This window comes from Devosia yakushimensis (assembly GCF_030159855.1).
Classification (GTDB): domain Bacteria; phylum Pseudomonadota; class Alphaproteobacteria; order Rhizobiales; family Devosiaceae; genus Devosia; species Devosia yakushimensis.
This window is the reverse complement of record NZ_BSNG01000001.1, coordinates 14,873-38,054: the sequence shown is the minus strand read 5'-3', so window position 1 is coordinate 38,054 and position 23,182 is coordinate 14,873. Positions and strand designations below refer to the sequence as shown.

Genomic DNA, 23,182 nt, shown 5'->3' with positions numbered 1-23,182 from the left:
CCCGGCGCCTTGCGCAAAGGACTTCGAGAGATTTCGGAGCGTTATCAAATCGGGCCATCGCGGCTGTTTCGGGAACAGCCATTATATAGCCTAGCGGATACTCGATCCAAACAGTCGTGATTAGACGCGATTGCTCCCGATCCGCGCCATGTGGAAAAGCTGTCCCGCGTTTGGAGGGCTCGCCGTAATAGGCGCTCTAGCGCAAGCGCAATCCGGCAGCGTCGAACAGGCGCAAATGCTCCGGCTTCCAGGTGAAGTGGACGGCGGCACCCGCCTCGATGTCGGGACCCTCGCGTGATTCAGCGACCAGTGCCTGCCCATCGGCCAATTGACAGTAAAGATAGCGCGTGCCGCCCAGATATTCGGAGAAGTCGACCCGGGCCGAAAGCCGGTCCGGCCCGGCTTCGGCCAGCACCAGGTGCTCGGGACGCAGCCCCAGCGTGATGGCGCCATCCCCGGTGGGTGATTTTATCGTTGTTGCGACTTCGGTGCCACCGGCGAGGATCTTGCCCGCGCCGTCGACGGCGGCCGTGATCAGGTTCATGCGGGGCGAGCCGATGAAACCGGCGACGAAGGTATTGGCCGGGTCTTCATAGACGTCGCGCGGCGAGCCCACCTGCTCGATCACCCCATCGCGCAGCACCACGATCTTGTCGGCCAGGGTCATGGCCTCGGTCTGGTCGTGGGTGACATAGATCATGGTATTGCCCAGCTCGCGATGGAGCCGGGCAATCTCGATGCGCATGCTGACGCGCAGCTCGGCATCGAGATTGCTGAGCGGTTCGTCGAAGAGAAAAACCTGCGGCTTGCGCACGATGGCGCGGCCAATGGCCACGCGCTGACGCTGGCCGCCCGACAATTGCCCGGGGCGCCGGTCGAGCAGTGGCTCGATCTTGAGAATGCGCGCGGCGGCGGCCACCTGCTGCTCGATCTCCGGTTTGGGCGTATTGGCCATGGCGAGGCCAAAGCCCAGATTGTCGCGCACGCTCATATGCGGATAGAGCGCATAGGACTGGAACACCATGGCAATGCCGCGCTGGGAGGGATCGAGATCGGTGACGCTGCGGCCGCCGATTTCGATTTCCCCGTCAGTGACCTCTTCGAGGCCCGCAATCATGCGCAGCAAGGTGGATTTGCCGCAGCCGGAGGGGCCGACAAAGACGACGAACTCCCCCTCCTCCACGACGAGATCGACGCCGTGGATCACTTCCACCTTGCCGAAACTCTTGCGCACATCGGCCAGCACCATGCCCGGCTTTAGTCCCTTGGCCATATCCACTATCCCCGCTGTGCCCGCAGCCAGACCAGCATGTCACCCGGCGCGCGGTTGTCCCAGAGATGGTAGGGCACCAGACGTGCGGTTTCGGCGACCACATCGGGCGTCTCGGCCGTATAGAGCTCGTCGCTGGCGATGACCTCTTTGAGGACCGGCAGGTCGATGGCGATGGCCCGGTTGAGATCGGGAATAACAGCCGTTTCCGAGCGACCCAGCCCATCGCCCAGAAGAATGGAATTGAGACCCACCGGATTGTCGGTGCCTTCGAGGCAATAGACCAGCGGGCCCCGCATGACCGCCACGCGGCCGGCATCCTGCCGCACCTTGCTATTGGCCCGGAGGGCCCGCGGCACCAGCGGCAGGGCGAGCGCCACGACATCGCCGGGCTGCCACTCCCGCTCGATCCGCGCATAGCCCCTGTCGGTCGCCGCGCCGAGCTCGATGCTCTGGCCGTTGACGGCAAGGCTGGCGCCCTTGGCCCAGGCGGGAATGCGCAGCGACAGCGCAAACCTTGTGGGCTGCTCCACCCCGATTGTGAGGCCGATGGCCCCGTCCCAGGGATAGTGCGTCTGCTGGGTGAGGGTGACCTTGGCGCCATTGCCCAGTTCGAGCCGCGCGGTACTCTCGCCATAGAGGTGAACGGCGACCTCGTCCTTGGCGACGCCATACATATAGGAGCCGATCGAAGCGACGAGCCGCGCGATATTGGGCGGGCAGCAGGGGCAGGTATGCCAGGTCCAGCGATGATGCTTGCCGGTGCTTTCGAGCGGGTTTTCGTAAAAGAAGGTCTTGCCGTCACGGGAGAGACCGGCAATGGCGCCATTGTAGAGCGCCTGCTCCATGATATCGGCGTAACGCCGGTCCGGCCCGCGGCCCAGCATGCGATTGGCCCAGAAGACCAGGCCTACCGAGGCGCAGGTTTCGGCATAGGCGGTGTCATTGGGCAGGTCGTAATAGTCGGTGAACCCCTCATTGGAGGCCGCCGGACCGATGCCGCCAGTAACATACATCTGCTTGCCGGTCAGATCGTCCCAGAGGATTTCCAGCGCATCGGTGAGGGTGTCGTCATTATACTCGGTGGCGATATCGGCCATGCCCGAATAGAGATACATGGCCCGCACGGCATGGCCAACCACCTTGGTCTGCTCGCGCACGGGGAGATGCGACTGATTATAGCCCAGCGTATCCTTCTGCGCGCTCTTGGTGTCGCGGCCCTGGGCAATGGCTTCCTCGATGAAGAAATTGGGCTTTTGCCCACGCTCGTCGATGAAGAACTTGGCCAGATCCATATAGGCCTGCTTGCCGGTGACGCGGGCCAGTTTCACCAGCGCCAGCTCGATCTCCTCATGACCGCAATAGCCGCGGACCTGGCCGGGACCGCGACCGAACCGCGCCACCAGATGGTCGGCCATGCGGCTCATGATATCGAGGAACTTGCGCTTGCCGGTGGCCTGGTAATAGGCGACGGCGCCCTCGATCATATGCCCGGCGCAATAGAGCTCGTGGAAATCGCGCAGATTGGTCCATTTCCACTCCGGCTTGATGCGCTGGAAGAAGGAATTGAGATAGCCATCGGGCTCCTGCAGCTTCTCATAGAGATCGATGATCGCATCGGCCCTGGCCTCGAGCTCTGGATTGGGCTTGCGGTAAAGCGAATAGGCAATGGTCTCGATGGACTTGCCCAGATCGCTATCCCAGAACATCTGGGCCGAGCCGAGCCAGCCGATAAAGGGAATGACGACGCCGGGATTGGGCGCATCGATATCGACCTGTTCGAGCATGCGCGCTTCCACGCATCTATCGAGCAGGATGGCGGCGGTATGGTCGCACACCGCCTCCTGCCAATCGCCCCAGAAACCGGAAACATCGACGCTGGGCACGGGCAGTGGGCGGAATTGACGATCTTGGGCAAGAGACATTTGGGACTTTCCGGTGGGTTGGATCATTTGACTGCGCCGGCCATCAGCCCGCGCATGTAATAGCGTTGCAGAACCAGGAAGACGAAGAGGCAGGGTATGGTCATCACCATGACGCCGGCCTGCACCGCTCCCCAATTGATGGCGCCAAGGCGCCCGGCCCGCACCGCTGTCATCAGCACGGGCAAAGTGTATTTGTCGTTGTCGGACAGAAGGATGAGCGCCGCGAGGAACTCGTTCCAGGAATTGAGGAAGGCAAAGATGGCGACGGTCGCCACGCCCGGCATGACGAGCGGCAGCAGCACGCGTGCCAAGAGCTTGAGATCGCGCGCGCCGTCGATCCGCGCCGCCTCCTCGATCTCGCGCGGCACCGCATCGAACGCATTGCGCATCATGAAGACCGAGAAGGGCAATTGCAGCGTCACATAGACCAGCATGAGCCCGACCAGCGAATTGTTGAGCCCGAGCTTGGCCAGGATGATGAAGAGCGGGGTCAGGATCGACTGGAACGGGATCATCAGCGTGGCGATGATCAGCACGAAGCAGACATTCTTGAACGGGAAGCGGTAGCGCGAGAAGCCATAGCCGGCCAGCAGGCTGACCAGCACCGTCAGCACCACCGTACCCAGCGCCACAACGGCCGAATTGATAATGTGCTGCCAGACGCCCGACCCGAACGTATCGAGCACCGCATAGGTATCAAAGCTGATGCCATTGCGCGGCCAGGGCGGCAGCGGCGGCGATTGCGCCTCGGACCCACTGCGCAGCGAGGCCAGCCCCGTCCATACGAAAGGCGCGAGAAAGAAGCAGGCGGCTCCAATACCAAAGGCATGAAAGGCCAGATTACCGCGGAACTTGCGCCGCCGGCGGGCGAGCTTAGTGTCGGTGGTCATTTCTCGTCCCCCACCCGCAAGAGCCGCAATTGGACGACGCTGAGCAGCACGAGAATGCCCAGCAATACGATGGAGAGCGCCGAGCCATAGCCGAGCTGGAACGAAACGAAGGACTGGTTGAAGATGAAATAGACCACCGAGATCATCCGGTTCTGCGGGCCACCGCTGGTCATGATGTAGAACTGATCGAAGGCCAGTACCGAACCGGTGACACTGAGGATCAGCGCCAATGCAATTGTACGGCGCATGAGGGGAAGCGTCAGATAGCGAAAGCGCTGCCAGCGCTTGGCGCCATCGATGCGCGCCGCCTCTGTCAGCTCGGTGGGGATCGATTGGAGCCCGGTGAGCAGGATGATCATGGTGAAACCGGCAATCTTCCACACCACCATGACGACGATGGTGGCAAAGGCGCTGTCGAAATTGGCGAGCAGGTTGACCTTCTTTTCGCTAAGGCCAAGCATGCGGATGGCCGGACCGAAGAGGCCGCTATCGACATTGGCCAGCCAGACCCAAAGCAGCGACGCGGTCGCCAGCCCCACCACGACCGGCAGGAAAAACACCGTGCGGTAGAAGGCGACGCCCCGCCGCTGCTGCTCGACGAACAGCGCCAGCGGGAAGGCGACGACGAAAATGACGATGGTCGTGATAACAGTGTAATAGGCAGTGAAGCCCAGGGCCGCAAAGAAGCGGTTATCGCTCAGCATGCGGATGTAATTGCCCAGCCCGATCCAGGTCGGCTGGCCCAGCAGCGGCCAGTTATGCAGGCTCATCCAGGCGGTGAACAGCACCGGGATCAGAAAGAACACGATGACCAGCGCCATGGCGGGCGCGATGTAAAGCAGACCCTGCCATTGCCCGGTCCGCAGGCGGCGGCGGGCATGCGGTTTTGCCAATGCAAGCGCGGAACTGGTCAATCGTGTCGCTCCGGTCGAAGGGAAAAAGCCGGGAGCCTCAAGCCCCCGGCTCAGAAAGCATCAGGGCGCGTTGTCGATGATCGACTGCATTTCAGCCTGTGCATTGGCGAAGGCGCCATCGACATCGTCGCCATAGATGGCGGCATTGGTGAAGGTGGCCCAGGGCCCATTGGCGCTGTTGATCAGATCGTTGAACAGCAGCGTATAGGGGGTCTTGGCGACGGCAATGGCATCGACCGCCACCTGCAGGCGCGGATCGAGCCCGGCAAGCGTTTCGGCCGCGATATCGGACCGGGTCGGCAGGGAGCCGTTCTGGGCCAGGATCTTCTGGCCTTCGGGCGAATAGGCGAATTCGATGAATTCCTGCACGGCAGCCAGGCGCGGCGTATCCTTGGTAACAACGATATTGTCGCCGCCGGCAAAGGACGAGGTGCCTCCTTCAATGCCGGGGATCAGCGTCACGCCGAAGTCGATATCGGGATAGTCGTTGACCAGCGTGCCGATGGCAAAGGCGCCCAGGCTCTGATGGCCGATCTTGCCATTGGTGAAGCTGAGGAAATTGACGCCATTGTCGGTCGCCGAGCTTTCCGGAACGAGATCCTTTTCCACCATGGAGCGATAGGCGGCGACAGCAGCCCGCATTTGCGGGGTGTCGAGCGTTGCCGTCTTGCCGTCTTCGGACAGGATATCGGCGCCCGAGGCCCAGACCAGGGGCGTGAACGTGAAGATCATGCAGCCGCCGCAGGAGCCGCCGGAGAAGTAGAAGCCGTAGGTATCCCCACCCAGAGCGCGGATGGCCTCGGCATTGGTTTCAACTTCAGCCCAGCTGGTGGGGGCCTTTTCAGGATCGAGTCCTGCCTGCTGGTAGAGCCCCTTGTTCCAGGCGAGAACCGAGGTTTCTACCAGGAGCGGCAGGCCATAGACCTTGTCTTCATAGGTGCCCAGGGCGACGTGCGAAGGCGAGAGGCTCTCGAAATAATCGAGGCCCTTGGCCCAATCGGTCAGGTCCTGCAGCTGGCCGGCCGCGGCAAAGGCGGGCGTATAGATGAGATCGAGCGACAGCGCGTCAGGCGCCTGGCCGCCGGCAATGGCAGTGGCGTATTTCTGCACCAACTCGGCAAACGGCACTTCGGTCAGCGCGATCTGGTTCTCGTGGCTGGCATTATAGGCTTCGGCCAGCGAGGTGAATGCCTTACCGATCCCGGTACGCACCCACATATTGATGGTCTCCTGCGCCGAGGCGCTGGAAACCAGGCACAGCGTGGCAACGCTGACCGCTCCCAATAGACGTTTCAACATGACAGTCCTCCCTTTGGGCCTTTGCAACGCCGGCCCTTGGCGTTTCTCCTAGGTTGGCGCCGAACCTCCACATGACTGGCGCACCACCAACTGACAGGGCAATCGCCTTATGCCCGGCTCGACCCGTTCCCCCTCGGCCAGCGCCAGAACCGTCAGCCCGGCCTCCCTGCCGAGCGCTCGCAGGTTCATATCTACTGTGGTCAGGGGCGGACGCGTCGCCGCGGCGACGATTTCCCAATTGTCGAAACCGACGACCGATACGTCGCCGGGCACGGTAACGCCCCGCTCGCGCAGGGCATCGACGACGCCGCGGGCAATCTGGTCATTGCCGCAGAAAATGCCGTCGGGCGGAATTGCCGCGCCATCCCAGAGCCGGGCGACAGCCTCATGCCCCCAGGCCTCGGTCCATTTGCCATAGTAAATCTCGGCCTGCTCACCGACGACGGCGCGATAGGCCTCAGCCCGTACATGCACCGAGGCAAAGCTCTCGGGCCCGGTAATATGGACAATGCGCTTGCGACCGCACCCCGCGAGCCATTCCACAGCCTCGCGCGAGCCCTGAGCGTCATCGGAAACGAAGGTGACACTGTCATCGGGCCCATCGGTAAAGGCGTAGACCACGGGCACCGGGGCTTTGCTCAGATCCACCGGCAGGCGCCGGTCGACACGCTTGCCCGAAGCGATAATGCCATCGACCTGCTTGTCCAGCATGGCATCGACATGCACCTTGGCCAGTGTCGCATCGTCCTCAATGGCGCACAGAAAAACCGACACACCACGATCGACCAGCGCCTCGGAAATGCCCGCCATGACCGGCAGGGTAAAGCGCCCATAGGTATCGTTGGTCAGAAGCCCAATGGTGAAGCTGCGTTTGCTCAACAGGCCCCGCGCCATGGCATTGGGACGAAAACCAAGCTCGGCCGCCACCTGCTTGACCCGCTCGCGGGTTTCGTCCGTCATGCGGCCGGTATCATTCAGCGCCCGGGACGCCGTGGCGACGCTGACGCCCGCGGCGGCAGCCACGTCGTAGATCCTTGCGCGCTCGACATTTTTAATCGGGTCTGACACCGCAACCTAACTGAGAAAACGTTTGCTCATCTTGCGCAAACGTTTTCTCACCAGAAATCGAGGACGTCAACCGGGAAAGTTGGAGGGTGGGTGGGTTATAGCTTTTGGTGCTATCGCCCTGGCCTTCCGGCGTTCTCTTCAGTCCCCTCCACAACGTCATTCCCGCGTAGGCGGGAATCCATTCTGCCGCCGGCGCAAAAGAAGAATGGATTCCCGCCTACGCGGGAATGACGTTGTGGGGATACTTGAATCGCGTGAAGCAACCAGATCGCGGCAGGAGCCTGATCAAGCGACGGAATAGCCTCCGTCAACCGGAAGCACAGCGCCAGTGATGAAACGTGCAGCCGGGGAGCAGAGGAACAGCGCGGCGCCGGCAACGTCCTCGGGTTGCCCCCAGCGATTGAGTGGAGTGCGGGACAATATCGCCTGGCTCCGCGCCGGGTCCTCACGCAAGGCGCCGGTCAGCGGCGTGGCGATCCAGCCGGGGGCGACGGCATTGACCCGAATGGTGTCGGCGGCATAGGCGATGGCCAGCGACTTGGTGAGCTGGGCAATGCCGCCCTTGCTGGCCGAATAGCCGGGCACCAGGCCACCGCCGAAGATCGACAGCATGGAAGCCAGATTGACGATGCTGCCCGCGCCGGACGCCGCAAGCAATGGCCGGGCGGCGGCGCACATGCGCATGGTGCCATTAAGGTTGATGTCGACAACCTGCTCGAACACCTCCGGGTCATGCTCATCGCCCCGGCGGATGATCCCGGCGCAATTGACCAATATGTCGAGCGCACCGAGCCGGCCGATCAGGGCCGCGATGGCGGCCTGATCGCGAACATCGAGAACCACCAGCTCGCGCCCGTCAAAACCCGGCGCGTCGCGCTCCGCCTCGATCTCCCCCAGGAACGCGCCAGCGCTGACAACCTTGGCACCGGCCCCGGCAAAAGCCCGGGAAATAGCGGCGCCTATGCCGGAGGTGCCACCCGTGACCAGCACGGACTTGCCGGTGAACCAGCCGGCGGCCCAGCCATAGTCAGCGGATGAACTGGTCGACATAATCCGCCCCCAAACCGATTTTGGTGTAGTGGGCGCGGCACATATCGATCTTGGTGAAGACATCCTCGTAGCCGACATGCCGATTGGCATCGTCGAGGTAAAGCATGCAACCGGTAATGTTGAAAAAGGTGATCATCTCCGGGCAATCTTCCGGCACCAGCAGCGTATGCACTTCGCCGGGCGGCTCGAAGACGTAGGAGCCGGTTTCGGCCACCCAATCGTGCTCGCGATAATGCCAGCGGCCCTTGATCACATAGCCATGGACCGGATTGGTATGCAGATGCCGCGACAGCACACCGGCTCGCCGCACCCGCAAAAGATTGCACCACTGCCCCTGCATGGTGTTGAGCATCAGCGGGCGGAACCAGACGCCCTCGGCCTGCGGCACCCAGATACGCTCATCCTCGGGCATGGCGGCAGTGGCGATCTCGGTTGGGGCCAGCCTATGGGCTGATCCTTTCATATCGGCATACATGGCGGCTCCTCTCCTCCAAATATTGTCCAGCCGGTCAGGCCGTGAGCACTCGATGCAAGCTCCCTTGCAGATGCTTGTCCAGCGCCGCCACCGCTCCCTCGGCGTCGCGCTGTTCCAGTGCATCGAGAATATCCAGATGCTCGCTCATCGAGCGGATCGTGTTGGCGGGCCCGACCGCTTCCATATTGATCAGCCGGATCAGGAACATTTTCTGCGTCAGGCGCTGGTAGATCATATCGATCTGGAGATTATCGAAGGCCGCGATGAAGCTGCCGTGAAATGCGCGCTCGAGCAGCCGTACCGGCTCGCGATAGACCGACTGGTCATTAACCTGCCGCACATAGTCGATCATGGCCTCATGGTCGTCGCGCGTCCTGCGCACCCAGCCAATATCCGTCGAGCGGGCAAATTTGGTTAGCCCCTCGCGCTCGAGAATGCCGCGAAACTGGAAGGTATTGCCGACGAATTTCACATCCGGGTAGAAAATCGTGATGCCGATACGGCGGCGCACGGTGATCAACCCCTCGGCTTCGAGCAGCGTCGTGGTCTCGCGCATGGGCGACAGCGACATATCAAGCACATCGCATAATTCTTCCTGCTTGAGGGTCTGGCCGAGCTTGAGCCGGCCGGCCAGCAACGCATCGACAAAAGCCAGATAGCCAGGATTGTCGATCCCTTCGCTCACCCTTGCTCCCCAATAGATTGTTTCAGAAAAACGCGCCCCAAGACCCGTTGACAGCTCTTAATCCAGCGTAATAACATTTTCTAGTCGCCAATAAATATATTTAAACGGAGTGCGACGCGGCCTGACGGAAGCCTGAGGAGGTCCCGTCTTTCGCTGGTTCATTGCGATTTTTCTCCGGCACCACGGCGCCGAAGACCGATGTTTTACGGCCTGATGGCCCAGCGGCAGGGACGGGGTAATGGCGATCAGAATCGCGGTGGGGCAGTTTCACGAGCTCAGCGAAGAACGGCTGCGCTTTGCCGCCCAGATCGGGGCCACGGGCCTGCAGATGAACAATCCCAAGCTGCCCGGCGACAGCCGCTGGGAGGAACGGGATGTTCGCGCGCTGGTCGCAGAGGTCGAGGCAGCGGGCCTCACATTCGAAGCCATCGAAAACGTCCCCACCCATTTCTACCACAAGGCGATGATGGGGCTGGAAGGGCGCGACGAGCAGATCGAGAATTACCAGGCGACCATTCGCGCCGTGGCGCGGGCCGGCATTCCCGTGCTCGGCTATCATTTCATGCCCAATTCGGTCTGGAGCACGAGCCGCACGGCACAAACTCGCGGCGGCGCCCAGGCAAGGCAATTCGACATGGCGATGGTCGAGGCCAATGCGGGCAATCTCGACATGCTGCGCTCATTCATGCCCACCACGCTCGGACGGGCTTCCTCCATGCCGCTTTTCGGCAAGGACGGGCCGGTGATCACCGAAGAGCAGATGTGGGCCAATTACCAATATTTCATCGAGGCGGTGCTGCCGGTAGCCGAGGAAGAGGGCCTCAAACTCGCCCTCCATCCCGACGATCCGCCGGTGCCCATGCTGGGCGGGGTGGCGCGGCTCTTCTATCGGCCCTGGGGGTTCAAACACGCCTATGAACTGGCTGGGCAATCGCCGGCCTGGTCGCTCGATCTTTGCCTGGGCTGCTGCTCGGAAATGGTGGGCGGCAGGGCTAATGTCACCGAAATGATCGAGTTCTTCGCACCCAAGGGAGCGATCTCTTACATCCATTTCCGCGACGTGCGGGGCTCTGTGCCCGACTTCACCGAATGCTTCATCGGCGACGGCAATTTCGACCCCGCCGAAGTCATGGTGCTGCTGGCAAAGAACGGCTTTGACGGCTTCCTGCTCGACGACCACGTCCCCAAAATGGATGGCGACAGCGACTGGAACCATCGCGGCCGCGCCCATGCCATCGGCTATATGCAGGGCCTGCTGCGCATGGCCCAATTCCTCAAAGCCGCCTAGATCCGGAGCCCCTATGCCTTCTGCTCTTTTCTATGTCGGTTGCTGCAATCGCAGCCTGGGCTATGTGCGCAACCCTGCGGGTAAGGGCATAGCCGCCTTCCGCCTCGACCTCACCAGCGGCGCGGCCCAGCCATTGGGCGTGACCGAAGGCATCGACAATCCGACCTTTCTCGAAGTGGCACGCGACGGCGTCTCGCTCTCGGCAGTGAGCGAAGTGGCCGGCTGGAACGAGGGCGATATCACCGCCTATGGCATCGACTATGCGACAGGGGCGCTCGACTATCTTTCCAAGCAGCCGACGCGCGGCGACGGCACGGCCCATAACAGTCATGACGGCACTGGGCGCTTTGCCGCCATCGCCAATTATTCGGGCCTGCCGGCCAGCGCCCGACCCAACCAATCCATTGCCATCTATCCGCGCGATCCCGATGGCACGCTCCACCCGCCAATTGCCGAAATCCGCCACCATGGCACGGGTCCCGATGCGGGGCGGCAGGAACGTCCGCACGCCCATTGCATCCGCTGGACGCCGGACAATCGCTTCGTCGTCGTCGCCGATCTGGGGATCGACCGGCTGCTGGTCTATCGTTTCGACGCGCGGACCGGTGCTCTCTCCCCGCATAGCGAGACGCTAATGCCTCCGGGGTCCGGCCCGCGGCATTTCCGCTTTCACCCCAGCCTGCCATTCGCCTATTGCGTCAACGAACTGACCTGCACATTGGCGAGCCTGGCCTTCGACGCCGAGGCGGGCTCATTCACCCTTCTCGCCATCGAGCCGACACTGCCCGAACCTTTTGCCGGCAATTCGGGATCAGCCATCGATATCGCGGCTGGTGGGCGGCATCTTTATGTCGGCAATCGCGGCCATGACAGCCTGGCCGGCTTTGCCATCGACCAGGCCAGCGGCATTGCCCGGCTGATCGGCACCACACCCTGCGGCGGGCACGTGCCGCGCGATTTCGCCTTCGATCCGACAGGAACAATTCTCGCGGTTGCCAACCAGGAAAGCGACCTCATCTCGCTCTTCCGCTACGAGCCTGAAAGCGGCGCGCTGAAATCTTTCGGCAGCCCGATCATGACCGGCTCGCCGACCGCCATCGCCTTCCATCCCCTTATTGCCTGAGCCAACATGAAAATCACCGACATCAAAATCATCGTCGCCTCGCCCGGACGCAATTTCGTCACGGTCAAGGTAATGACCGATGAAGGGCTCTATGGCATTGGCGACGCCACGGTAAATGGCCGCGAGAAGGCCGTCGTCGCCTATCTCGAAGACCATGTCGTGCCCTGCCTGATCGGACGCGATCCCCAACGGATCGAGGACATCTGGCAATACCTCTACAAGGGCGCCTATTGGCGGCGCGGGCCGATCACCATGGCGGCCATCTCCGGCGTGGACATGGCGCTCTGGGATATCAAGGCCAAGGCCGCCAATATGCCGCTCTATCAATTGCTGGGCGGCCGCTCGCGCGACAAGGTCATGGTCTATAAGCATGCCGGCGGGCTCGATATCGGCGAGGTTGTCGAGGGCGTAGTGGCGCTGCGCGAACAGGGGCTGGACGCCATCCGGGCGCAGGTTTCCATTCCCGGCCTGCCGCCAATCTATGGCACGGGCCATTCCCTCGACCAGACCGCCGGCGGCATGATCAAGGCCCTGCCCGAAGAGGAAGTCTGGTCCACCCACAAATATCTACCGCTGATCCCCAGGCTGTTTGAAAAAGTGCGCGACGCGGTCGGCTGGGATGTCCATCTGCTGCATGACGTGCACCATCGCCTGACCCCTATCGAGGCGGCGCGGCTGGGCAAGGATCTTGAGCCATTCCGCCTGTTCTGGCTGGAAGATGCCATTCCGGCCGAGCTGCAGGAAGGCTTCCGGATCATCCGCCAGCACACCACCCAACCTATTGCGGTGGGCGAGGTGTTCAACACCATCTGGGATTGCCAGCAGCTCATTTCCGAGCAGCTTATCGACTATATCCGCGTCACCTCGGTGCATGCCGGCGGCGTCACCGGCCTCAAGAAAATCTTCGACTTTGCCGCCATCTATCATGTCCGTTCGGCCTGCCATGGACCAATGGATGTGTCGCCCGTGGCCATGGGCTGCAATATCCATGTCGATACCGCCATTCCCAATTTCGGCATCCAGGAATTCTCCGGCTACACCGACGCCACCTATGACATGTTCCCCCGCGCCTGGAGCTATGATCGTGGCTACCTCCAGCCCGGCGAAGCACCCGGCCATGGCGTCGATATCGATGAGGCGGTCGCCGCCAAATACCCCTATTCCCCCGCCTACCTGCCGGTTGCCCGGCTGGAAGACGGCACGCTGACCAGCTGGTAGCAGACCGATGCAAAGCGCCTTGCAGGACCGGACGATTGCTTCGCACAGGCTGACCTGGCCATATGGCGAGGCAACGGTTCTGGCCACGGCCGCCATGCTGGCCGAATGCCGGTTCGACCTGCCCAATGGTCCCTTCTCGCCCTTTGCCAGGGCGCCCTGGATGGGCAAAGTCGACGATCGCTCGATCATCGGGCATTTGCGCGAACTGGGCGGCGATTTCGTCTGCGTGCCCTTTGGCGCAGGCGGGCATAAGGGCCAAGCCCCCGAGGAATGGACTGATCTCACGGATCAGCCCGCCTCTCGGCCCATTCACGGCCCAGCCGGCGACGAGGACTGGACGGTAATAGAGGCCAATCCGGGCAACATCACGCTGGCGCTGGACTATCCCGAACACTCCCCCGTTAAACGGCTCGAACGCGTGATCTCGGCACGGGAAGGCGCTCCGGCACTGGACTTCTCGCTGATCATCCATGCCCGCCGCCCGGCCGCGATTTCGGTGGGTCTTCACCCCATCATGCGCTTGCCCGAGCGGTCCGGCACTCTTGAGCTGCTGGCCGACTTCGCCTTCGGCCTTACCCATCCCTTCCAGACGGCGCCCGGCCAGAACCAGGAATTTTCCGACCTCGCCCGGGTGCCCCAAGGCGACCATACGGTCGATCTGGCCCATCCCCCCATTTCCCAGCCCAATCTCAATGTTCAGCTCTGCGGCATGCGCGGCCCGGTGACCGCCATCTATCGCGATGAGAGCGCCGGCATCGTGCTCGACTGGGACCGTTCGCTACTGCCTTCACTGCAGATCTGGCACACCGACCGGGGCATCGATGGGCCACCTTGGCACGGACAATATCGCGGTCTCGGCCTCGAGCCGATTGCCGCCGCTTTCGACCTCAATGACGCCGTTTCGACCGGCGCCAACCCGATCAATGCGCGCGGCATAGCCACCGCCATCCATATCGATCCCGCAGCGCCGGTCACGATCCGGCACTCGATCACGGCTTTCAGCACCATCTAGAAACCAGGAGGATTTTCGAGAAAAGCCAGAGATTTCGCCCCTGGGCACCGGCAACCATCGTTTGGTTGACTCGCCATGGGGTGACGGTCCAAGAATAACAATCAACCGGCCAGCCTTGCAGAGATGAGGCGGACGGGTTGGGAGGATTTCAATCAAAGGCTTTGCACATGCTGCTTTCAGCATGCGTGTGTTTTTGCGCCTAAAACGCGTGACGACCAGGCAATGCCATGGCCGAACACAGGGAGAAGACTGGCGGCGAGGAGGCCGCCGATACGACTGTTCTGACTTTCGAGACTGATGCCTTTTCGTTCCACGGACAGCAAAAGGGAGAAGACTGTCACATGGTTAGACTCACATTCGCAGCGGCGATGACGTCGCTAGTTTTGGCACTCACGCCGATCGCCACTTTCGCTCAGGATGCACCGTCCCCTGCTGCTGCGGCCGACATCGTTCCCGCATCGCTGCCCGAGGTGCCCCGCAACCAGACCGTGGTTCTCGCCTGGGGCGTTTCAAGCGGCGCCACCATCGGCACCACCAATCCCTGGTCCGTGCCGCCCACCTATACCCACCAGGAAGGCAATAACCTGCTGTGGGAACCGCTGATGTATTTCGCCATCTACAAGAACGAGTTCATTCCCTGGCTGGCCGACAGCATGGACTATACCGACGACACCTTCACCACCCTGGTCATCAAGCTCAATGCCCAGGCCCAATGGTCCGATGGCACGCCGGTGACCTCCAAGGATGTGGTCTATACCTTCCAGGGCCAAATCGATAACGAGAGGCTGCAATACCACAACCAGTTCACCCAGGAGGTGGCCAGCGTCACCGCTGTCGACGACCTGACCGTCGAGGTTAAGTTCAACGCCCCCGCGCCGCGCTTCAAGTTCGAGGTGCTGACCCAAAAATTCGATACCGGCGTTTCCATCGTGCCGGAGGCCTATCTATCGGCCCAGGCCGATCCAACCGCCGCCCCCGGCCGCGACGAGATTCCTCATTCCGGACCCTTCAATGTCGTCGCCTGGAACAACAACCAGAAGATCTTGGATCTGCGTCCCGATTGGTGGGCGGTCAAGGCTGGCCGCGTTGCCGAGCCTGCGGTCAAGCGCGTCATCATGGTCAATATTCTCAACCAGCCGATCGACACCGTCGCCCAGCGCATCGTCAACAACGAGTTCGATTCCTCGGTCGATATGCGCGCCCAGATTATCGGCACGATCCTCCAGCAAAATCCGGATGTGCAATCCTGGACTGGTACGGAATCACCCTATGGCTATCTCGATTGGTGGCCCAATTCGCTGTGGGTGAACACCCAGCTTGAACCCTATAGCGACCCCAATGTCCGCAAGGCCATCAGCCTCGCCATCGATCGCAACCTGATCGACGAAATACTTTATGAAGGCGCCAAGATCGCCACGATCTACCCCTTCCCGCTCTATCCCAACCTGCAGGCTTTTGCCGACAGCCCCGAGGTCAAGGCGGAAGAAGCCAAGTACGAACCGGGCAAATTCGACCTCGAAGCCAGCGCCAAACTCATGACTGACGCCGGCTTTGCTCTGGACGGCGATGGTCTATGGGCCAAGGACGGCCAGACTCTCGACGCCACGATCCAGGCTTTCGAAACCATCCACGGCGACATCGCCCCGGTGCTGGCCGAAATGCTGCGCAATGCCGGCTTCGATGCCAATGTCAATTTCGGCACCGACGCCTACCAGAACATGACCGACGGCAAAGCCGGACTATACATGTTCGGCCATGGCGCCAGCCTGTTCGACCCCTTCGAGGCCCTCAATCTCTACGACAGCGATTTTGCTGCCGCACCGGGCGCACCGGCCAATGCCGGCCGCTTCTCTCGTTACAGCAACCCAGAATATGACGCGCTGATCAATGAAATTGCCCCGCTCGACTCGAGCGACCCCAAATTCATTGCCGGCGCGGCCAAGGCCCTGGGCATTTACTGGCGCGACACGATCGACATACCGGTCATCCAGTGGCTGCACCGCATCCCCTATAACAACCACTATTGGACCAATTGGCCCTCGGCCAGCAGTCCTGGCCTGGGCACCAATGGTGCCTTCTGGGCCTATACCGGCATGCTGGTGATTACCGGCCTGCAGCCCTCCGGCAAATAAGACGTCAATCCGAAGCGCGCCGCCCCGGCGGCGCGCTTACCGACACGCCAAGGAGCTCTCGGTTGACCGTCAGGATCATTCTCAAGCGGCTACTGTTTCTCGTCCTCGTTATCTGGGCCGCCTCCACCATCGTCTTTTTCGTTCCGCGCCTATCCCCGCGCAGCGCCATTCGCGAACGGTTTGCTGAATTGGCCCGCACTGGCGGGTTTTCTTCCGGCGACATGGAAAAGCTCATTGCCTCCATGGAGCAGCAATTCGGCCTCGATAAGCCTCTGCTCGATCAATATTTCCAGTATCTCAACAACGTCATTCACCTCGATTTCGGCTATTCGCTCTCCAAATACCCCGCGACCGTCACGCAATTGATTGCCCAGGCGCTGCCCTGGTCCATCGGCCTGCTGCTGGTCACCACCATTTTGAGCTTCGCCATCGGCACTGTGCTGGGCGCCATCGCCGCCTGGCCCCGGGCGCCGGGCTGGCTGCGCTCGATCGCCACCCCATTCATCCTCTTGACCGGCGTGCCGCCGGTTATCATGGGCATCCTGCTGGTCTTCTTCATCGGCTTCCGCCTCAAATGGCTCCCCTTGGGCGGCGCCTATTCGGTGGGCACCGTGCCAACCTTCTCCTGGGCATTTTCCCTCGATCTGATGCGCCATCAGATCCTGCCGGCACTGTCACTGATCCTGGGATCGGTCGGCGGCTGGGTCCTGTCCATGCGCGGCATGGGCGTCACCATCCAGGGCGAAGATTATGTGAATTTCGCCGAACACAAGGGCCTGACCGGCCGCCGCATCTTCCGCGATTATTACCTGCGCAACGCCCTGTTGCCGCAAGCCACGGCCCTGGCCCTGGCCCTTGGCACAGTCGTCACCTCGGCCATTATCGTGGAGGGATTGTTCGGCCTGCCCGGCGTCGGCACGCTGCTCAACCTTGCCATCCGCGCCAACGACTTCCCCGTCATTTACGGCGTCGTACTGTTCATCACCATCGCCGTGGCGACGCTGATGACTGTGCTCGAATTCATCTATCCGCTGCTCGATCCGCGGATCAGGAACCAATAGGAGCGCAGTATGGCATCGATCGTTCTGACCGCCGAACAACGGGTCGAACAGCCGGGCAAGCTGACCCTGTTGCTGCGCTATCTCCGGCGCAACAAGGGATTGGCGATTGGCCTCTTCATCCTGCTGTGCCTGGCCCTGTTCACGCTGGTCGGCATGGCGCTGATCAACCCCAAACACGCCTATCCGCTCTCGGCCCCTCTCAAGCAGGCGCCCAGCCTCAAATATCCCTTCGGCACCGATTTCTTCGGCCGCAACCTCCTTGCCGCCATGGTGGTGGGCATGTGGCAGACCGCGCTGATCGGCCTGCTGGCCGGTGGCATTGGCACGCTGATCGGCGTCGTGCTCGGCTTTACCTCGGCCTATTTCGGCGGCTGGATCGACAGCGCGATCCGCACCATCTGCCAGATCCTGACGCCGATCCCGGTGCTGCTCATCCAGGTCGTGATCGCCGGCTCGCTCGACAAACGCGACGTCACCATCCTGACCATGTCCTTCATCGTCGTGCTGCTGGCTTGGATGGGACCGACCCTGGTGATCCGCGCCCAGGTGCTAACCATGAAGGAACGGCAATTCGTGGCCGTCGCCAAGCTTTCGGGCATGAGCGACTTCGGCATCATCTTCAAGGAAATCCTGCCCAATCTTTTGCCGTTCATCGCGGCAGCTTTCGTGGGGCAAGTCTTCGCCGCCGTCTTTGCCTCCTTCTATCTCGCCGTGCTGGGCCTGGGACCACTGCGCGAGCCGCTATTGGGCAACATCATCTGGGCCGCCCAGTCGCAGGGCGCGTTTTTCAATGGCTGGTGGTGGTGGCCGCTCGAACCCGCCTTCGCGATGATCCTGATCCTGGGCTCGCTCGCTCTGGTCAATATGGGGCTCGACGAGCTAGCCAATCCGCGCGTGCGCAGAACCGAATAGGTGATGACGATGAACTCAATCGTGACAACGGCGCAAACCGGATCGAGAAACGCCACCAAGGCCTATGATGCAGGCAATGCCAAATCGGTGCTGCAGGTCAAAGGGCTGGAGGTAACCTATTATACCGACCTGGGCCGGGCCAAGGCGCTCGATGATGTGAGCTTCAACCTCGGTGCCGGCGAAAAGCTCGGCATGGTCGGCGAATCCGGCTCCGGCAAGAGCACCATGGCCCTGGCCATGATGCGCATGATCAAGCCGCCCGGGCGCATCGAGGGCGGCAGCGTCACCATCGATGGCGTCGACCTCATGGCGCTCGACGATGACGGCATGCGCAAGGCGCGGCTCGACAAAATCGCCTATATCCCCCAGGGCGCGATGAATTCACTCAACCCGGTGATGCGGATCGGGGCGCAAATGGTCGACGCGGTGCGCTCCCATATGCCGCGCGAAAGCGGCTCAGCCATCAAGGACCGCTGCATGCATGCGCTGCGCTCGGTCGACCTCGATCCCAGCGTCTTCCGCATGTATGCCCATGAGCTGAGCGGCGGCATGAAGCAGCGCGTCTGCATCGCCATCGGCATCCTGCTCGAACCCAAAGTGATCATCGCCGACGAGCCCACCAGCGCGCTCGATGTGGTCACCCAGCGCCAGGTGATGGAAACCATCGATCGGGTGCAGGACCAGATCAATGCCGCTGTGATCCTGATCGGACACGATATGGGCCTGATGGCCCAATTCGTCGACAAGGTCGCAGTGATGTATGCCGGGCGGCTGGTGGAAGTCAGTTCGGTGCGCGACATGTTCACCGCCCCCAACCATCCCTATGCCCGGGCGCTGATCAGCAGCCTGCCCAATCTCGACAATAAGGGCGTGTTCCAGGGCATTCCGGGGCTCGCGCCCTCGCTGCTGCGGCTGCCCGGGGGCTGCGCCTTCCACCCCCGCTGCTCCTTTGCCATGGACAAATGCAGCACCGTCCGCCCCGAGCCGCAAATCCTGGCCAATGGCCGGCTCATCACCTGCCACCTCTTCGACGAGGAGACCCGGCAATGAGTAATCTTCTGGAACTGCGCAATGTCTCCAAGGTCTATCAGCGTGGCCTCATCAGCCCGCATGCCAATATCGCCCTGCGCGACATGTCCCTGACGCTCAGGGAAGACGAGCCCACCATCATGACCGTGGCCGGCGAGAGCGGTAGCGGCAAGACCACGCTCGCCATGTTGCTGCTGGGCTTCATCACGCCGACGACTGGCGAGATCATCTATCGCGGCAAGAACATTGTCTCGCTCACCGGCAAGGACCGGCTGGCCTATCGCCGCGAAGTGCAGGCGGTGTTCCAGGACCCCTTCGCCGTGTTCAACCCATTTTACACGGTCGATCACCTGCTGACCGTGCCGATCAAGCGCTTCAAGCTGGCCAAGAGCAAAGCCGATGCCCGTAACCGCATGGAAGAGGCCCTGACGGCGGTGGGTCTCCGGCCCGAGGATATTCTGGGGCGCTTTCCGCATCAGCTCTCCGGCGGACAGCGCCAGCGCATCAATGTCGCCCGCGCTTTGCTGCTCAAGCCGCGCCTCTTGATCGCCGACGAGCCGGTCTCGATGGTCGATGCCTCGCTGCGGGCCAATATCCTCGAAACCCTGCGCAATCTGCAGCGCGATCATGGCGTCTCGATCATCTACATCACCCATGATCTGACCACGGCCTATCACATCGCCAAATCCATCATCGTGCTCTATCGCGGCGCGGTGATGGAAGCCGGTGATGTCGACCGGGTGATCAAGTCGCCGCAGCACCCCTATACCCAGCTGCTGGTCGATTCCATTCCCTGGCCTAATCTGGACCAGCGCTGGGGTGAGCATCCCATCATCGCCCGCGAGGCCGGCCGCGCCGATGGCGGCTGCCCCTTCCGCTCGCGCTGCCCCATGGCAATGGATGTCTGCGCCACCCGCCCGCCACTCTTCCAGGTCAAGCCGAACCAGGCAGCCGCCTGCTATCTCCATGCCGAACAACCCGAAATCATTGCCGAGCGGCTTTCCGAATTGCTGCCCGCCTGAAGTCTTTTATTGACGTGAGGTTTTATGCTCGAAATTGCCGAATTCATCAGCCCGACGCCCTCCCCCGTCTGGAAGCTGGCCCAGCAGGCCGGCGTCAATCTGGCCGTGGGCGGCCTGCCCTTCGATATGCTGCAGGCCAATGAGCAATTATGCGATTACGCGCCACTGCTCCGCATGAAACAAAGCTATGAGGCGGCCGGCTTCAAGCTGGTCGTCATCGAGGCCCGCCCGCCGCTCAACAAGGCCAAACGCGGCCTGCCCGGACGCGACGAGGAGATCGCCACGGTCTGCACGCTCATCGAGAATATGGGCCGGCTGGGCATTCCGGTCTGGTGCTATGAGTGGATGACCGATTTCAACTGGGTCCGCACCAATATGGCCACGCCCTCTCGCGGCGGCTCGGTGGTGACCAGCTTTGACATCAATGACGTACCTGCCGATCTCACCAGCAATCCCCCCATTGATGAGGAGGCGCTGTGGAGCAATCTCGACTATTTCCTCAAGCGCGTGCTGCCGGTGGCCGAACGCGCCAATGTCAAACTCTCCATGCATCCCGACGATCCCCCGCTCTCGCCCATTCGTGGTGTCGGACGCATCATGCGCAGCATCGAGAACTATCAACGCCTGATCGATTTCGTGCCCAGCCCGATGAATACGATCACCATGTGCCAGGGCAATTTCACCCTGATGACCGACGATCTGCCGCGCGAAATCCGCAAGTTCGGCAACAAGATTTCCTTCATCCACTTCCGCGACGTGCGGGGTGTGCCGACCCGCTTCGAGGAAACCTGGCACGATGCCGGCAAGACCGACATGCTAGCCTGCATGAAGGCCTATCGCGATATTGGTTTTGAGGGCGTACTGCGGCCCGATCACGTGCCGACCGTCGAAGGCGACAGCAATGACCATGCCGGTTACTCCGCCTTCGGCCGGCTCTATGCCATCGGCTATATCCGGGGCCTGCTAGAGGCCGTCTATGCCAATGAGGCCATCCAATGAAAATCGCCATTACCGGCTCGAGCGGCCGTGTCGGCCAGGGCATTGTGAGCAATGCCCGCGCCAGGGGGCACGATCTGGTGCTGATCGACCGGGTCGCGCCACCCGAAACGCAGGACCAGACCATTCCCTTTATCCTGGCGGAAATGACCGATTACGAGGCCACGGTCGCGGCCTTTGCCGGCTGCGATGCCATCATCCATATGGCGGCCATTCCCTCGCCGGGCCGGAACCCCGACCATGTGGTGCATAACAATAACGTTGTGGGCAGCTACAATGCGCTGCGCGCCGCCGCCGAGCATGGCATCAAGCGGGTGTGCCAGGCCTCCAGTGTCAATGCCATCGGCCATGCCTATAGCCGGCACCCGCGCTACGATTATTTCCCGCTCGACGAATTGCATCCCAATTACAGCGAAGAGCCCTATAGCCTCTCGAAATGGATCTGCGAGGAACAGGGCGAGGCTTTTGCCCGGCGCTACGAAGACATGGTGATCGCCAGCATGCGCTTCCATCTCGTCGTGCCCGACAAGGCTATTGCCCTCGATCTCTATGGCGACAATCCCAATGTCGAAAAACATCTCTGGGCCTGGACCCAACTCGACGCCGCTGCGGATGCCTGCCTGCTGAGTCTAACCGCGCCATTCACCGGCCACGAGGCCTTCTACATCGTCGCGCCCGAGACGATTTCGGAGACGCCGAGCCTGGACCTTGCGAGGCGCTATTTCCCCGGCATTCCCATCACCGGAGACCTCAGCGGCCATAATAGCTTTTTCAGTTCGGCCAAGGCCGAGCGCCTGCTCGGTTGGCGTCACAACCGCTAGATTTGCGCGGCAAGTTGCAGCTTGGCGAAGAAATCCCCGAAGGTGAGGCGGCCGTCGATTTGCGTATAGACCCGGATCGGCCGGCCGCCAGAATCCGGCACATAGCTGCCATCGTCGGCAATTTCCGGGGCCGGGCGCGTCACATAGGAACTCGATGACGGATCGGCTTCGAATGAGGATTGCAACGCGGTGAGCGTCACCAGCGGGCTATCGCCCATGACATAGGTTTCCCCGATGCCATGGCGGAACCCGGACGTCCATTGCATGACCCGCTCGATATTGTCGGCCAGATAGCGGCCGAGGGCGCCATGCGGCCGCACATTGGTCAGCAGTTCGGCATAGCTGAGCAGAAGTTGACGATAGGTGCTGCGCGGCACCTGCCAGATGGCGATGTCGGACTGGTTGAACACCACCTGCGCTGCAGCAATATCGATGCGCAAATTATATTCCGGCCCACTCGATCCCGGCGGCGGTGGCGCGATATCGGCATATTCCGGCCCACCAATCCAGACCAACGTGATCCGCTTGCCGATGCGCGGCTCCATCAGCCAGGCACTGGCCAATTCGGTCAGCCCCGCCCCAGCCGCGAAATAGAGCGGCAGATCGGTATCCTCGCGCATCGCTTCGGCAATGATGGCCTCGGCCGCGGGCGTGACCTGTGGCCTGCCCGGTGCGGGCAGGGCGGTCTCCGCCCCCTTCAACACAAGATGGCGGCCAGCCAGCCCCATGACGTCCAGCAATTCATTGATCTTGGCCAGGGCATTGGCGGCCTGTTGTGTGCTCCTGTCCCAGGGGTCACCAACCGACAGGTGCGAGGCGATGATCGCCCTGATCTCCACCGAAGGCGACAGCAGGTGATGCGCCATCTGCACCAGATCGTCCGGATCACCGGAAAAGTCATTGTCGACTATGACCCGGGCGCGGGGCCTGACCAGCGGCCAGTCGAGCGCCAGGGGAGATGATCCGGACATGATGCTGGTCTCCGACAAGCG

General features: G+C 61.9%; 21 protein-coding genes. 11 read left to right on the top strand and 10 right to left on the bottom strand.

Translation table 11 applies throughout. The features are described from left to right. Positions 1-196 precede the first annotated feature (196 nt). The 9 genes from QQL79_RS00165 to QQL79_RS00125 form a co-directional block, all read right to left on the bottom strand. Positions 197-1,273 (bottom strand): ABC transporter ATP-binding protein, encoded by a 1,077-nt coding sequence (locus QQL79_RS00165; protein ID WP_284386768.1) that lies wholly within the window; start codon positions 1,271-1,273, stop codon positions 197-199. 5 nt (positions 1,274-1,278) lie between these two features. After that, the gene (locus tag QQL79_RS00160; RefSeq protein ID WP_284386766.1) at positions 1,279-3,195 is read right to left on the bottom strand and encodes a glycoside hydrolase family 127 protein; all 1,917 of its coding nucleotides are present in this window, start codon (positions 3,193-3,195) and stop codon (positions 1,279-1,281) included. Between the two features lie 23 nt (positions 3,196-3,218). Further along, entirely contained in the window at positions 3,219-4,085 is an 867-nt protein-coding gene (locus tag QQL79_RS00155; RefSeq protein WP_284386763.1) for a carbohydrate ABC transporter permease, read from the bottom strand. Further along, positions 4,082-4,978, bottom strand: coding sequence for a carbohydrate ABC transporter permease (locus QQL79_RS00150; protein WP_370461233.1), 897 nt, complete (start codon positions 4,976-4,978; stop codon positions 4,082-4,084). The genes QQL79_RS00155 and QQL79_RS00150 overlap by 4 nt, the downstream gene beginning before the upstream one ends. An 81-nt stretch (positions 4,979-5,059) precedes the next feature. Then, positions 5,060-6,298: an ABC transporter substrate-binding protein gene (locus tag QQL79_RS00145; protein ID WP_284386759.1), complete on the bottom strand. Its 1,239-nt coding sequence runs from the start codon at positions 6,296-6,298 to the stop codon at positions 5,060-5,062. A 48-nt stretch (positions 6,299-6,346) separates the two neighbouring features. Next, complete coding sequence (locus tag QQL79_RS00140; RefSeq protein WP_284386757.1) at positions 6,347-7,366, bottom strand: LacI family DNA-binding transcriptional regulator; 1,020 nt, start codon at positions 7,364-7,366, stop codon at positions 6,347-6,349. A 285-nt stretch (positions 7,367-7,651) separates the two neighbouring features. Continuing rightward, entirely contained in the window at positions 7,652-8,416 is a 765-nt protein-coding gene (locus QQL79_RS00135; protein WP_284386755.1) for an SDR family NAD(P)-dependent oxidoreductase, read from the bottom strand. Beyond that, positions 8,394-8,891 (bottom strand): 2,4'-dihydroxyacetophenone dioxygenase family protein, encoded by a 498-nt coding sequence (locus tag QQL79_RS00130; protein ID WP_284386753.1) that lies wholly within the window; start codon positions 8,889-8,891, stop codon positions 8,394-8,396. The genes QQL79_RS00135 and QQL79_RS00130 overlap by 23 nt, the downstream gene beginning before the upstream one ends. Before the next feature lie 34 nt (positions 8,892-8,925). Beyond that, entirely contained in the window at positions 8,926-9,576 is a 651-nt protein-coding gene (locus tag QQL79_RS00125; RefSeq protein ID WP_284386751.1) for a GntR family transcriptional regulator, read from the bottom strand. Positions 9,577-9,814: 238 nt separating this feature from the next. On the opposite strand from QQL79_RS00125, the gene QQL79_RS00120 reads away from it, so the two are divergent. The 11 genes from QQL79_RS00120 (at position 9,815) to QQL79_RS00070 (ending at position 22,190) form a co-directional block, all read left to right on the top strand. Next, positions 9,815-10,864, top strand: a complete 1,050-nt coding sequence (locus QQL79_RS00120) for a mannonate dehydratase (protein ID WP_284386750.1) — start codon at positions 9,815-9,817, stop codon at positions 10,862-10,864. A gap of 13 nt (positions 10,865-10,877) precedes the next feature. Then, positions 10,878-11,987: a lactonase family protein gene (locus tag QQL79_RS00115; RefSeq protein WP_284386748.1), complete on the top strand. Its 1,110-nt coding sequence runs from the start codon at positions 10,878-10,880 to the stop codon at positions 11,985-11,987. A gap of 6 nt (positions 11,988-11,993) precedes the next feature. Then, positions 11,994-13,205, top strand: coding sequence for a D-mannonate dehydratase ManD (manD, locus tag QQL79_RS00110; RefSeq protein ID WP_284386747.1), 1,212 nt, complete (start codon positions 11,994-11,996; stop codon positions 13,203-13,205). A 7-nt stretch (positions 13,206-13,212) separates the two neighbouring features. Beyond that, the gene (locus tag QQL79_RS00105) at positions 13,213-14,217 is read left to right on the top strand and encodes an aldose epimerase family protein (RefSeq protein WP_284386744.1); all 1,005 of its coding nucleotides are present in this window, start codon (positions 13,213-13,215) and stop codon (positions 14,215-14,217) included. Between the two features lie 341 nt (positions 14,218-14,558). Beyond that, positions 14,559-16,349: an ABC transporter substrate-binding protein gene (locus tag QQL79_RS00100; protein WP_284386742.1), complete on the top strand. Its 1,791-nt coding sequence runs from the start codon at positions 14,559-14,561 to the stop codon at positions 16,347-16,349. 62 nt (positions 16,350-16,411) lie between these two features. Further along, positions 16,412-17,410, top strand: coding sequence for an ABC transporter permease (locus QQL79_RS00095; RefSeq protein WP_284386740.1), 999 nt, complete (start codon positions 16,412-16,414; stop codon positions 17,408-17,410). 9 nt (positions 17,411-17,419) lie between these two features. Then, positions 17,420-18,322 (top strand): ABC transporter permease, encoded by a 903-nt coding sequence (locus QQL79_RS00090; RefSeq protein ID WP_284386739.1) that lies wholly within the window; start codon positions 17,420-17,422, stop codon positions 18,320-18,322. Positions 18,323-18,331: 9 nt separating this feature from the next. After that, positions 18,332-19,372 (top strand): ABC transporter ATP-binding protein, encoded by a 1,041-nt coding sequence (locus QQL79_RS00085; RefSeq protein WP_284386737.1) that lies wholly within the window; start codon positions 18,332-18,334, stop codon positions 19,370-19,372. Continuing rightward, positions 19,369-20,373 carry an ABC transporter ATP-binding protein gene (locus QQL79_RS00080; RefSeq protein ID WP_284386736.1) on the top strand — a complete coding sequence of 335 codons (1,005 nt, stop codon included), beginning with the start codon at positions 19,369-19,371 and terminating at the stop codon, positions 20,371-20,373. Before QQL79_RS00085 ends, QQL79_RS00080 begins: the two co-directional genes overlap by 4 nt. A gap of 24 nt (positions 20,374-20,397) precedes the next feature. Beyond that, complete coding sequence (locus QQL79_RS00075; protein WP_284386734.1) at positions 20,398-21,372, top strand: mannonate dehydratase; 975 nt, start codon at positions 20,398-20,400, stop codon at positions 21,370-21,372. After that, positions 21,369-22,190: an NAD-dependent epimerase/dehydratase family protein gene (locus QQL79_RS00070; RefSeq protein ID WP_284386732.1), complete on the top strand. Its 822-nt coding sequence runs from the start codon at positions 21,369-21,371 to the stop codon at positions 22,188-22,190. Before QQL79_RS00075 ends, QQL79_RS00070 begins: the two co-directional genes overlap by 4 nt. Here the strand turns inward: QQL79_RS00070 and QQL79_RS00065 are convergent. Then, on the bottom strand, positions 22,187-23,161 hold the full coding sequence (locus tag QQL79_RS00065; RefSeq protein ID WP_284386730.1) for a nucleoside hydrolase: 975 nt from the start codon (positions 23,159-23,161) through the stop codon (positions 22,187-22,189). The genes QQL79_RS00070 and QQL79_RS00065 overlap by 4 nt on opposite strands. Positions 23,162-23,182: the final 21 nt, after the last annotated feature.